Below are 11,194 nucleotides of genomic sequence, written 5' to 3'. Positions count from 1 at the left end.
GGGCGCGGGTGCGGGCGGCGACCCGTTCCGGCCCTCCGGCGGGCAGGGGGCCGCCCCGGGCGGCGGTGCCGTCGGCCAGGGCGCCGAGCGCGACGGAGGTGAGCCTGCGCAGGGCGTACGGGGAGGCGGGCTCGGCGGCGGCGCCGTGGCCGCCGCTGCCGTGGGACGTCTCCGTCATGCGGCGTGCTCCAGGGTGGTGATGCCGGACAGTGCGTCGGCGATGCGGTCGAGGACGGAGTCGGCCTGCTCGTCGGTGAGGACCAGCGGGGGCAGGAGGCGCAGGACGGTGTCGCCGCGGCCGCCGAGTTCGAGGATCAGGCCCCGGTCGAGGCAGGCGGCCTGGAGGGCGCGGGCGAACACCGGGTCGCCGGGGCGGGAGCCGAGGGCGTCCGGCTCGGCGGCGGGGTCGACGAGCTCGGCGCCGATCATCAGGCCGCGGCCGCGCACCTCGGCGATCTGCGGGTGATCCGCGGCCAGGGTGCGCAGACCGGTGCGGATGCGCTCGCCCAGTTTCGCGGCGCGCTCGGCGAGTTGCTCCTCGGCGACGGTGCGCAGGGTGATCTCGCCGGCGACCATGGCCAGGGTGTTGCCCCGGAAGGTGCCGGTGTGGTCGCCCGGCTGCCAGGTGTCGAGGTCGGGCCGGTAGGCGATGAGGGCCAGCGGGAGGCCGCCGCCCACGGCCTTGGAGGTGACGAGGATGTCGGGGGTGACGCCCGCGCGCTCGCAGGCCCAGAAGTCGCCGGTGCGGCCGATGCCGGTCTGCACCTCGTCGACGATGAGCAGGATGCCGTGCTCGGCGGTGACGCGGCGGACCTCGCGCAGCCAGGCGTCGGGGCCGGGCACGACGCCGCCCTCGCCCTGGACGACCTCCAGGATGACGGCGGCGGGCTTGCCCACCCCGCTGCTGGGGTCGGTGAGGTAACTCTCCATCAGCCGGGTGGAGAGTTCGCCCGCGCGCTCGGCGCCGACGCCGAACGGGCAGCGGTAGCCGTACGGGAAGGGCAGCCGGGTCACGGGCTGGGCCTCGGCGGGGCCGAACGCGGCCGGGCCGCGGCGCATCCGGCCGGGGCCGGAGACGGAGGACGCGCCGAGCGTCATGCCGTGGTAGGCGCCGGTGAAGGCGAAGACGCCCTGGCGGCCGGTGGCGTTGCGGGCGAGCTTGAGCGCGGCCTCGACCGCGTCGGTGCCGGCCGGGCTGCAGAAGTGGAGCTTGGCGTTCTCGCGCAGGGTCCCCGGCAGCCTCTTGAGCAGTTCCTCGCTGAAGGAGTCCTTCTGAGGGGTGATCATGTCGAGGGCGTGCAGCGGGGCGCCGGAGGCGAGCACGTCCTGGAGCGCGGCGACGACCTCGGGGTGGTTGTGGCCGAGGGCGAGGGTGCCCGCGCCGGAGAGGCAGTCGAGGTAGGTACGGCCGTCGGCCCCGGTCACCTGGGCGCCGGAGGCCGCGACGGGGGCCACCGGGATGGACCGGGCGTAGGTGCGGGCAGCGGACTCACGGTGCGCCTGACGGTCGAGAAGCTGAGCACGCAGCATGTGGGGGACCTTCCGGTCACGAGTGGAGCTGGGCAGGCAGAGCGGAGCCGGTGGGGGGACGGAACCCTCACCCCCCATCAACTTAGGCAAGGCTAACCTAAAACACCGTCAAGGCAAGCTTTTCGGCCGTCCACCTGCCTTTTCCCTATGTCACCTCACGCACCGTCAACAGGCTTGTGCGCATGGCGACTCAGCGGGATCACCAGCGGCGCGCCCGTCTCCTCGTCGTGGCGGACCCGGGCGCGGAGCCCGAAGACGTCCTCCACCAGCTCCTCGGTGAGCACCTCGGACGGCGTGCCCTGGGCCACGACCCGGCCCTGTTTCATCGCCACCAGCCGGTCCGCGTACCGGGCCGCGAGCGAGAGGTCGTGCAGGACCACGACGACGGTCCGGCCCGTCGTCAGGTGCAGCTCGCGGACGAGGTCCAGCACCTCGATCTGGTGGGCCAGGTCGAGGTGGTTGGTCGGCTCGTCCAGCAGCAGCAGCTCGGTCTGCTGAGCCAGCGTCATCGCGATCCAGGCACGCTGCCGCTGGCCGCCGGACAGCTCGTCCAGCGTGCGCTCCGCCAGGTCGAGGGTGCCCGTGGCGCGCAGCGCCGCCTCGACGGCGGCCTCGTCGTCCGAGGACCACCGCCGGTACCAGCTCTGGTGCGGGTGCCGCCCGCGCGCCACCAGGTCGGCGACGCTCAGCCCCTCGGGCGCCACGGGCGACTGCGGGAGGAGGCCCACCCGTTCGGCGACCTCGCGCGTGGGGATGCGGTGGATGGGCCGCCCGTCCAGCAGGACGCTCCCGCTCGTGGGCTTCAGCAGCCGCCCGAAGGCCCGCAGGAGCGTGGACTTGCCGCAGCCGTTCGGCCCGATGACGGCCGTGACCGTGCCGTCCGGGATGTCGAGGTCGAGCTCGTGCACGACGTGGCGGTCGCCGTAGGAGAGCGTCAGGGCCTCCGCACGCAGCCGGACCGCGGGACGCGCCGCGCCACCGTCGTCCGGCGCCGCGCTTGTCGGCGGGGTGCGGGTGGTCTCGGTCATGACGTACGGGCCCTTCCGCTCCGAATGAGCAAGTACAGCAGGTAGGGGGCGCCCAGCGCGGCCGTGAGGATGCCGACGGGCAGTTCGAGGGTGCCGAAGGCGGTGCGCCCGAGCACGTCGGCCCAGACCGTGACCGCGGCGCCGATCAGCGCGGACGCGAGCAACGGGGGCGTGCCCGTGCGCAGCAGCCGGACCGCGAGCTGCGGGCAGGCGAGCGCCACGAAGGCGATCGGGCCCGCGGCGGCCGTCGCGGCGGCGGTGAGCAGCACGGCCGTGCACAGCAGCGCCGCCCGGGTCGCGGTCATGCGGACACCCAGCCCGCGGGCGGTGTCGTCGTCGAAGACGAGCGCGCCGAAGGGGAAGGAGAGCAACAGGGCCACGGGCATGAGCACCAGCAGCGTCCACATGACGGGCCGCATCGTGTCCCACGAGGCGCCGTTGAGGCTGCCGTTGAGCCACAGCAGCGCGCGCCCGGCGTCGACGATGTCGGCCTTGAGGAGCAGCCAGGACAGCACGCTGGTGAGGAAGGCGTTGACGCCCACCCCCACGAGCAGGACGCGGTAGCCCGACAGGCCGCGGCGTACGGCCAGCAGGTAGACGGCCACGGCGGCCAGGAGGCCGCCGGTCATGGCGGCGGCGGGGATGCCGACGCTCGCCACGGTGCCGCCGACGCCGCCGTAGGCGCCGCCGAAGACGATGACGGTCACCGCGCCCACGCCCGAACCGGCCGTGATGCCGAGGATGTCGGGGCTGGCCAGCGGGTTGCGGGCCAGGCCCTGGACGATCGCCCCGGCCAGGGCCAGGGACGCGCCGACGAGGGCGCCGGTCACCGAGCGGGGCAGCCGCAGTTCGGTCACCACCATGCGGGTGGCCTCGTCGCCCCCGCCGAAGAGGGCCTCGGCCACCTGGCCGACGGGGATGTGGATGTCGCCGCGGCCGCAGTTGACGAGCACGCCGAGGAACAGGACGCCGAGCGTCAGCAGCGGTATCAGCACCGTGCGCGGCCGCCAGACGCCGGAGACGGGACCGGCGCGCAGGGGACGGCGGCCGGGAACGGCGGCGGCCGGCGCGCGTCCGGACGCGGGTGTCGTGCTCATATCCTCACCGCCTGGCGGCGGCGTACGAGCTGGATGAACACCGGCGCGCCGATGAGCGCCAGCATGATGCCCACCTGGAGCTCCCCCGGGCGCGCCACCAGGCGTCCGAGGGTGTCCGCCGCGAGCATGAGGACCGCGCCGATCAGGGCCGCCTGGGCGGTGATCCAGCGATAGTCGGGACCGGAGAGGTTCCGGGCGATGTGCGTGCCGACGAGGCCGACGAAGCCGATGGGCCCGCACACGGCCACCGCCGTGCCGGTCAGCAGCGTGATGGCCGCCATGCCCAGCGCCCTGTTCAGCCCGACGCGCACGCCGAGCGTCCGGGCCACGTCCTCGCCGAGCGAGAGCGCGTTGAGCCCGGGGGTGTTCAGCGCGGCCAGCACCAGTCCGACGGCGATGAAGGGCAGTGCCTGGAGCGTGAGTCCGATCGGCTGCCCGCTGACCGAGCCGACCGTCCAGAAGCGGTACGTCTCCAGGGCCTGCCGGTCGAGGAGGACCATCCCGGCCGTGAGGGCGGTGAACAGGGCGTGCGCGGCGGCCCCGGCCAGGGCGAGGGTCACGGGGGTGGCCCCGCCGCGGGTGAGCGCGCCCACCGAGTAGACCAGCGCCCCGGCCAGCGCGGCGCCGAGGAAGCCGAACCACACATAGCCGTACAGGCCGCTGACGCCGACGAGGAAGAGGGAGGCCACCACGCCCATGCCCGCGCCCGCGCTGATGCCGAGCACCACCGGGTCGGCGATGGGGTTGCGGGTGTGACCCTGCATCAGGGCCCCGGCGGCGCCCAGCGCGAGACCGGCGACCAGCGCGGTCACGGTGCGCGGCAGGCGGAGCGAACGGACGATGACATCACCCTCCGTACCGGAGTTGTGCCACAGTCCGTGCCAGATCCGCCCCGGGCCGAGCGGTTCGGCACCCAGGGAGATGCTCAACAGCACGGCGAGAGCCAGTGACCCGACCAGAAGGATCGTCACTCTCCGCTGTTTTCTCGCTCTTTCGGACGCGACCTGCCGTATCCGCGGCTTTCCTGCGGGCGGCGCAGGTAGCGCTTCGATCACGATCCCCTCCACGTCAATTTCAGGTAACTTAGGCGAGCCTATCCTTATTAGGCGTGATATGAACAGAGAAGGGACCTGCCGATGAGAGCCCGTTGGCTCAGCCGTTTCAGCCGCACGATCGGAGCCGTCGCTGTCACAGCGGGCTTGCTCGCCACTGCCGCCTGCGGCGGTTCCGACAAGGATACGAGCGCCAAGGACGCCACGGACGACAAGGGTTCGGCGGCCGTCGGCGCCGCGTTCCCGCGCACCGTCGAGCACGCCATGGGCAAGACGGAGATAAAGAAGGCGCCGAAGCGCGTGGTCGCGCTCGACATGACCTTCGTCGACGCCACGCTGGCCCTCAAGTCGCAGATCGTCGGCTACACGACGTTCTCCTCCCCCGACGAGAAGCTGCCCGCCTACTTCGGTGACGACGCGGGCACGTACGCGGGCAAGGCCAAGCCCGTCGGGACGCTGGAGGAGCCCAGCCTGGAGAAGATCATGGCGCTCAAGCCCGATCTGATCCTCTCGGCCAAGGTCCGCCACGAGAAGCTGTACAAGCAGCTGTCCGGCATCGCGCCCACGGTCTTCACCGAGGACACCGGCGCCACCTGGAAGGACAACCTCAAGCTCGTCGGCAAGGCGCTCGGCAAGGAGAAGGAGGCCGACGAGAAGATCGCCGCCTACGACAAGCGCGCGAAGACGGTCGGCGACGAGGTCCGCAAGAAGAAGGGCGCCAACCCCTCGGTGTCGGTCGTGCGCTTCGTGGACGGGCCGACGCGCCTGTACAAGGAGGACACCTACATCGGCGTCATCGTGAAGGACCTGGGCCTCGGCAAGCCCGAGGACGCCAAGGGCACCGGCTTCAACGCCGACATCTCCGAGGAGCAGATCAAGAAGGTCGACGCGGACGACATCTTCGTCACCGCCTACCCCGACCCGAAGGGCGCCTCGGCGAAGAGCAGGGAGAAGTTCGAGGCCAACCCGCTGTGGAAGCAGCTCAAGGGCCAGGTCCACGAGGTGGACGACACCACCTGGATGCTCGCCGTGGGCGTCTACGGCGCGAACGCGGTCCTCGACGACGTCGCCAAGACGTACGGGGTCGACGCGGCGAAGGCCTGAGGGCGGCGGAGTGAAGGCCGGGCGCTCCTTCCGGAGCGCCCGGCCTGGCCCGTCAACTGATACCGCGGCGCGGACAGGTGGAGCAGGGCCGCTGCGGGGTGACGGTGTACCACAGGCAGCAGTTGATCCGGGTGCGCGTGGCCTCGCCCGCGGCGTCGCCCTCACCCGCGGCGGCCGCGGCCCCGCAGGGGCGGAAGCCGGCGGCGCCCACGAAGGGCGGGGTGCCGCCGGGCAGGAGCACATCGGCCGCCGCGACGGCGCGGCGCTCCTGGCCGGTCACCCGGCCCACGTACCAGATACCCTCGGTGAGTTCGTCGGCCGCCAGGCCCCACACGGCCCGGGTGCCCCGGCGCAGCAGCGGACGGAACGCCTCCAGTACCGGCCCGAGGTGATCGGCCACCGCCTCGCGCAGCGCCGCGCGCAGCCGCTCCTCGTCCGCCACCACGCGGACGCCGGGCAGGGCGGCCACCGGGTCGCCCGGCAGGCAGAGCAGGTGGGACGGAGCGACGGTGAGCGTGTCCGACGCCCCGTCATGGGCGAAGCCGTCGCGGCCGATCCACGGCACACGGTGCGCCAGGAACCACGGTCCGCTCATGGCCACCGCGGCGTAGAAGGCGTACTGGTGCAGCGCGTCCATGGCCGCGACGTCGCGCCGGGGCGTCACGCCGTACGTGTCCGCGATCCGCCGCTCGGCCGCGTCGACGAGCTGCTCCCGCAGCGCGGCGTCCCGGACGAGCCGCTCACCGGTGACCCGCTCGCCACCCACCCGGGGCACCGCCTCCAGACGCACGAGAGGCCGGAGCGCCTCGGCCAGCCCCGCATAGGTCCCCCGCAGGACATCGGCACGGCTCGCCGCCTCGGGAACGGCGAGCGCGCCGGGTACGGCAACGGCAGTCGTCACAAGGACCCCCGGCAGACGATCGACACCAGATCCAGATAGGTAAGGCTTACCTTAATGATCGGCTGGTGCGCAAGTGCCGTGCGGTGCTGCGGAGCTCAGCGGCGAGGTGACGGAGCGCCGGTGAGCCAGGGTGCCGCGGCGGCGAGGGTGGCGCGGTCACCGCGGCCGATGGGGCCGAACGCACCGCGGCGCACGGCCAGGGCGGGGCACCTGGTGCCGGGAGCCTCCAGGGGGCGCAGGGTCCAGGTGGTGGTGCGCAGGGAGTCCACGGCCTCGCGGAGGTGCTCCGCGGCCCCCGGGGTGCAGAGGGAGCCGGCGTCGAGGACGAGGACTCGGTCGAGCCCGCGGGTCGATGCGTCCGCCACGATGTGCCGGAGCGCCGCCTCCCGGTCGTGGCCGGACGGCAGAGAATCCCGCTCCGTGTCGGCCGGGGAGGGCACGAGCCATTCCGCGAGCCAGTCGATGTCGAGCTCGCCGAGGGTGCGCCGGGCGTGCGCGGCGGTCTCCGGGGAGCCGTCCCCGAGCAGGCAGAAGACGGCATCGAAGGCGGCGAGGGGGCTGTCGAGCTGCCGCCGCGCGCGGTCGAGCACGTCACGCGTATGCTGCTCACCCACCAGGCCGCGCAGATGCTCCGTCAAGCCGCTGGCGGACAGGCCGAGTTCCCGGTGGCCGATGAGGTAGTTCCGTACGCGTTCGAGCAGGCCGAGGGGGAAGGACGGACCCTGCGGCCTGGTGAAGCGGTGCAGCCAGCGGACGCCGGGGTGACACAGCACGCGGCCGCCGCCACGTCTGACCTTCTCGTGGAGATAGCCCTCCTCGCCGCCGTGGGCGCGGAAGCGCGGGTTGAGGCCGGGCCAGGCGTCGGTGCGGCAGGCGAACAGGCCGAGGCCCTGCATGGCCACTTCGAACGGCTTGCCGCCGGGGTCGGTCCCCCGCGGGTCGGTCCGCCACACGCCATACATGCCGTCGCCCCACTCGGGGGCCAGATGGGTGGAGGGCGGCTCCCGGCCGTCGTCCAGCACGTCCGAGATCATGGGCCCCTGGAGCAGGTCACGGCTGTGCGGCCGCTGCTCGAAGTGGTCGAGCACGGCGCGGACGGCCCCCGGGGCGAGCAGGACGTGCGAGTCCAGACACAGCGTGACGGGAGACCGGGCCACCCGGAAGACGAGGTCGCGGACGCCGGTGCTCGCGTACTGGCCGAAGGGCACGTACCGGTAACCCGGCACGCGGTCCGCCAGAGCACGCAGCGACGGTGCGACCGGGCCGGAAGGGTTGTTGTCCACCACGACGAACTCGGCGCCGGACAGGGCGTCGGCGTGGGTGAGCCGCAACGCCTGGAGGGTGAAGTACACGCCGTCGTAGTCGTCGTAGGTCGCCATGCCGATGGTGAGGCGGCTCACTGCCCTGTCCTCTCGTCGTCGTGGGACATCCCGTCGTGGGACATCCCTTCGTGGGATGCCCCGAATCCGCGCAGGCGCAGGGCGCGCTGGTGCTCGGGGAAGGGCCGCGGGTCGGCCGGGTGGGTGCCCCGCATGTAGTGCCGCTGCCAGCCGTCGGCGGCGGACGGGTCACCCGCCGTGACCGCCTCGGCGTAGTCCAGGCGGCTCCGGCTCCAGACCCGGTGGTCGTCGGCGTCCGGCATGAGGTCGAGCGGGGCGCACCGGGGGTGGAAGCGTTCCAGGTCCCCGCGCCGCTGGGGCACCAGCATGAGGACGGGCTCGCCCGCCGCGAAGGTGATGTCGGCATCCGCCCTCGTGACCTTCCAGTTCATGCTGAACGTGGCCACGGCCCAGTCGGCCTCCACGAGCCCTTCGAGCGGGTGCGCCCCGTCCTTGGGAAGGTTGGCGGGGCCGCGCACGAGGAGGTTCCAGCCGGGCGGTGTCCGGATCAGATAGGGGATGTAGAAGGTGAGGATGCCATACCCGAAGTGACTCATCGCCGAGCCCTGGGCGTCGCCCCCGTCCTCGTAACGGACCGTCAGGTCCGCCAGCGCGTCCCCGCCGTCCCAGCGCACGGTGAACGTGCGGTCGTTGAGAATCCACCAGCCGTTCTGGTTGGCGACGCGCAGGGGAAGGCACCGGTAGGCGTGGCGGAGAGGGCCGGGCTCCAGCCAGTCGCGCCGCGCGGGCGCGGGGACGATGGGCATGTCGTAGGTGTCCGGCAAGCGATAGGCCACCAGGGCCGGTTCGGGGTCGTGGTGCTCTGGGGAACTCAACTGACGGTCTCCAGGGGAAGCCCCGGTATGCCGCCGGTGCGCCGACCGGCCGGAGGGCGGGCCGGCGCACCGGCGGCACGCGGGTCAGAGGACGGCGATGGACCCGGTGCCCGAGGCGAACGCGGGCGCTCCGAGGGTGAAGGTGACGGACGCGGGGCCGGGCGTGGCACCCGGGTCGATGACAACGGCCGTGTAGAAGACGATCCACTGGCCGGGGTCGAGGTTCACCGGGACGGCGGGGCAGGTCGACGTGGACCCGTCCGGGGCAAGCGTGCCCGGGGCCGTGTCACCGTCCGCCCCCGTCTCGTGCACCCAGCCCAGATACCCGTTGAGCAGACGCGCTCCGGGCGGTGCCGTGAGCACCACCGTCTGGGCGTCGATCCGTTGGGTTCCGTTGTTCGTCACCAGCACCGAGGCGATCACCTGGGAACCCGGGATGCCCGACCCGTTCGCGTCGTTCCTGTCGGCGACGGTGGCGGTGAGAGGCGGCGGAGGAGGAGGCGTCGTGGTGACGGGCGGCGGTGTCGTGGTGACCGGCGGCGGTGTTGTCGTCACCGGCGGACGCGTGGTTGTCACCGGCGGACGGGTCGTCGTCACGGGAGGACGCGTGGTTGTCACCGGCGGGCGCGTCGTCGTCACCGGCGGCTTGGGAATGGGGAGCGGGAGCGGAATCCACGGACCTGGGCGGAACCTGGCCTGCGGGCCGGCCTCCTGGTGCTCGCTCCCGTCACCCTCGCTGGGCGGCTGGGCCGCACCGCTTGTCTCTTCGGTCACGGTTCGTTTCTCCTTATTCTCGTGGTGAGGGTGTCGGTCAGGGCACCGCGATCCAGGCTGTGCCGTCCCTTCTGCTCCGGTCGTGGAAGGCCGTCCGCCGCGGCGTGTGCCAGGTGACGGTGGCCTCGGTGAACCGGCTCCGGGGCGGCAGGAGTTTGCAGAGCGAGGTCCCTGCCATGATCAGAGTGGTCGCGGCCACCACGGTGGCCAGCGCCTGGAAACCGGAGGACCCAGGTCTCCGGGTCGAGAGGGCCGAGGCACCTCCGACCCCGAGCGCACCGAGCGGCGGCAGGACTCCATAGGTCATGTGGCGCACCAGCGTTCTTCGCGGCGCCGGGCCATGTCCCACAGGGAGCGCAGGTAGACGGCGTGCTGGAACATGTCGTAGGCCAGCTCGACGGCGAGCGTGCCCGCCAGCAGCTGGGCCTTCCACCCGGCGCCGCGGGCGGTGACGGCCTTCTCGGCGACGAAGACCGCGCCGACGGCCATCCAGAACGGAGTGAACTCCGGGCGCCCCCGGGCCAGCATCCAGCCGGTGAAGACGAGGTAGAGGGCGAGGAAGAGGACGGACAGGCCCATGAACCCCTGGCGGACGATGTACGGGGCGGTCACCCGCGTCCAGCCGTAGTCGCGCAGGTTCTCCAGGGCGCCGCGCTGCCACCGCAGCCGCTGGTGCCAGAGCTTGGGCAGGGTGGTCATCACCTCGGTGACCACCGCGCAGCCGGGCGGGGAGACGGTGCGGTAGCCCAGCGTCCGTACCGCCTTGGTGATCTCGTCGTCCTCGGTGAGAGAGGCGAGCGAGTAGTACGAGGTCCCGCCCCCGAGGCGGCCGTCGCGCCGGGCGTCCTTGACCTCGCGCAGGGTGCGGACGCGGAAGAGGGTGGCGGTTCCCGTCAGGACGTCGGCGCGGTAGCCGCGGCGGGCTATCTCGCGGGCGTAGCGGTGGAATTCGATGCGCTGGAGCGCCCCGAGAAGGCCGCCGCCGGGCTCGCCGTAGAAGATGCCGCCGACGGCCCCGACGGTGCGGTCCATGGCCGAGCTGGCGCTGACGACGAAGGCGGGTTCGAGGACGGTGTCGGCGTCCTGGACGAGGACGAGGTCCGCGGCCGCGAGCTCGTGCAGGAGGCGGTCCAGGGCCTGGTTGAGGGCGCCGGCCTTCTTGTGCCGGTTGTCCGTCGGCTCGATGACGGTCGCGCCGTTGGCGCGGGCGATCGCCGCGGTGTCGTCGGTGCAGTTGTCGGCCACGACGACGATGCGGTGCGGCGGGAGCTCCTGGCGGTGGAGGGCCGCGATCGCCGCGGCGATACGCTCGGCCTCGTTGTGAGCGGGGATCAGCGCGACGATGCGGGGGCGCCCGGGGCCCGCGTCGTCGGGCGGCCCGGGGACGGTGGCCCGGGCGGTTCTGCGGGTGAAGCGCGGCCTTCGCATGAGGGTGGACTCCTGGGACCGTTGGCGCGGCGATGCGGTGCGTTTAATGGCAGGGGGTATGGGGG

General features: G+C 72.9%; 11 protein-coding genes. 1 reads left to right on the top strand and 10 read right to left on the bottom strand.

The features are described from left to right. Positions 1–174: 174 nt before the first annotated feature. The 4 genes from K6I34_RS21060 to K6I34_RS21045 all read right to left on the bottom strand — a co-directional run bounded on the left by K6I34_RS21060 (position 175) and on the right by K6I34_RS21045 (position 4,626). Entirely contained in the window at positions 175–1,530 is a 1,356-nt protein-coding gene (locus tag K6I34_RS21060) for a diaminobutyrate--2-oxoglutarate transaminase family protein (RefSeq protein ID WP_229327875.1), read from the bottom strand. Between the two features lie 155 nt (positions 1,531–1,685). Continuing rightward, positions 1,686–2,558: an ABC transporter ATP-binding protein gene (locus K6I34_RS21055; protein ID WP_229327874.1), complete on the bottom strand. Its 873-nt coding sequence runs from the start codon at positions 2,556–2,558 to the stop codon at positions 1,686–1,688. After that, positions 2,555–3,655: an iron chelate uptake ABC transporter family permease subunit gene (locus tag K6I34_RS21050; RefSeq protein ID WP_229327873.1), complete on the bottom strand. Its 1,101-nt coding sequence runs from the start codon at positions 3,653–3,655 to the stop codon at positions 2,555–2,557. The genes K6I34_RS21055 and K6I34_RS21050 overlap by 4 nt, the downstream gene beginning before the upstream one ends. Next, a complete protein-coding gene (locus K6I34_RS21045) occupies positions 3,652–4,626 on the bottom strand; it encodes an iron ABC transporter permease (RefSeq protein WP_229327872.1) in 975 nt (324 codons plus the stop codon). The genes K6I34_RS21050 and K6I34_RS21045 overlap by 4 nt, the downstream gene beginning before the upstream one ends. A gap of 165 nt (positions 4,627–4,791) precedes the next feature. Between K6I34_RS21045 and K6I34_RS21040 the strand changes: the two genes are divergently transcribed. Further along, entirely contained in the window at positions 4,792–5,811 is a 1,020-nt protein-coding gene (locus K6I34_RS21040; protein ID WP_229327871.1) for an ABC transporter substrate-binding protein, read from the top strand. 52 nt (positions 5,812–5,863) lie between these two features. Here K6I34_RS21040 and K6I34_RS21035 read toward each other — a convergent pair whose 3' ends face one another. The 6 genes from K6I34_RS21035 to K6I34_RS21010 all read right to left on the bottom strand — a co-directional run bounded on the left by K6I34_RS21035 (position 5,864) and on the right by K6I34_RS21010 (position 11,129). Next, positions 5,864–6,712 carry an iron-sulfur protein gene (locus K6I34_RS21035; protein ID WP_229327870.1) on the bottom strand — a complete coding sequence of 283 codons (849 nt, stop codon included), beginning with the start codon at positions 6,710–6,712 and terminating at the stop codon, positions 5,864–5,866. Between the two features lie 95 nt (positions 6,713–6,807). Then, positions 6,808–8,112, bottom strand: a complete 1,305-nt coding sequence (locus K6I34_RS21030) for a glycosyltransferase (RefSeq protein WP_229327869.1) — start codon at positions 8,110–8,112, stop codon at positions 6,808–6,810. Then, on the bottom strand, positions 8,109–8,927 hold the full coding sequence (locus tag K6I34_RS21025; protein WP_229327868.1) for a DUF6065 family protein: 819 nt from the start codon (positions 8,925–8,927) through the stop codon (positions 8,109–8,111). Before K6I34_RS21025 ends, K6I34_RS21030 begins: the two co-directional genes overlap by 4 nt. Positions 8,928–9,011: 84 nt before the next feature. Beyond that, positions 9,012–9,503 carry a hypothetical protein gene (locus tag K6I34_RS21020; protein ID WP_229327867.1) on the bottom strand — a complete coding sequence of 164 codons (492 nt, stop codon included), beginning with the start codon at positions 9,501–9,503 and terminating at the stop codon, positions 9,012–9,014. Positions 9,504–9,738: 235 nt separating this feature from the next. Next, a complete protein-coding gene (locus K6I34_RS21015; RefSeq protein ID WP_229327866.1) occupies positions 9,739–10,008 on the bottom strand; it encodes a hypothetical protein in 270 nt (89 codons plus the stop codon). Beyond that, complete coding sequence (locus K6I34_RS21010; protein ID WP_229327865.1) at positions 10,005–11,129, bottom strand: glycosyltransferase family 2 protein; 1,125 nt, start codon at positions 11,127–11,129, stop codon at positions 10,005–10,007. Before K6I34_RS21010 ends, K6I34_RS21015 begins: the two co-directional genes overlap by 4 nt. Positions 11,130–11,194 lie beyond the last annotated feature (65 nt).

The sequence above is a fragment of the Streptomyces sp. UNOC14_S4 genome, from assembly GCF_020740835.1.
Lineage (GTDB): Bacteria > Actinomycetota > Actinomycetes > Streptomycetales > Streptomycetaceae > Streptomyces.
This window is presented reverse-complemented; position numbering and strand designations above follow the sequence as displayed.

Coding starts and splice junctions, on each gene's coding strand:
- K6I34_RS21060 (WP_229327875.1), bottom strand. CDS start 1,530: ATGCTGCGTGCTCAGCTTCTCGACCGTCAGGCGCACCGTGAGTCCGCT.
- K6I34_RS21055 (WP_229327874.1), bottom strand. CDS start 2,558: ATGACCGAGACCACCCGCACCCCGCCGACAAGCGCGGCGCCGGACGAC.
- K6I34_RS21050 (WP_229327873.1), bottom strand. CDS start 3,655: ATGAGCACGACACCCGCGTCCGGACGCGCGCCGGCCGCCGCCGTTCCC.
- K6I34_RS21040 (WP_229327871.1), top strand. CDS start 4,792: ATGAGAGCCCGTTGGCTCAGCCGTTTCAGCCGCACGATCGGAGCCGTC.
- K6I34_RS21015 (WP_229327866.1), bottom strand. CDS start 10,008: ATGACCTATGGAGTCCTGCCGCCGCTCGGTGCGCTCGGGGTCGGAGGT.
- K6I34_RS21010 (WP_229327865.1), bottom strand. CDS start 11,129: ATGCGAAGGCCGCGCTTCACCCGCAGAACCGCCCGGGCCACCGTCCCC.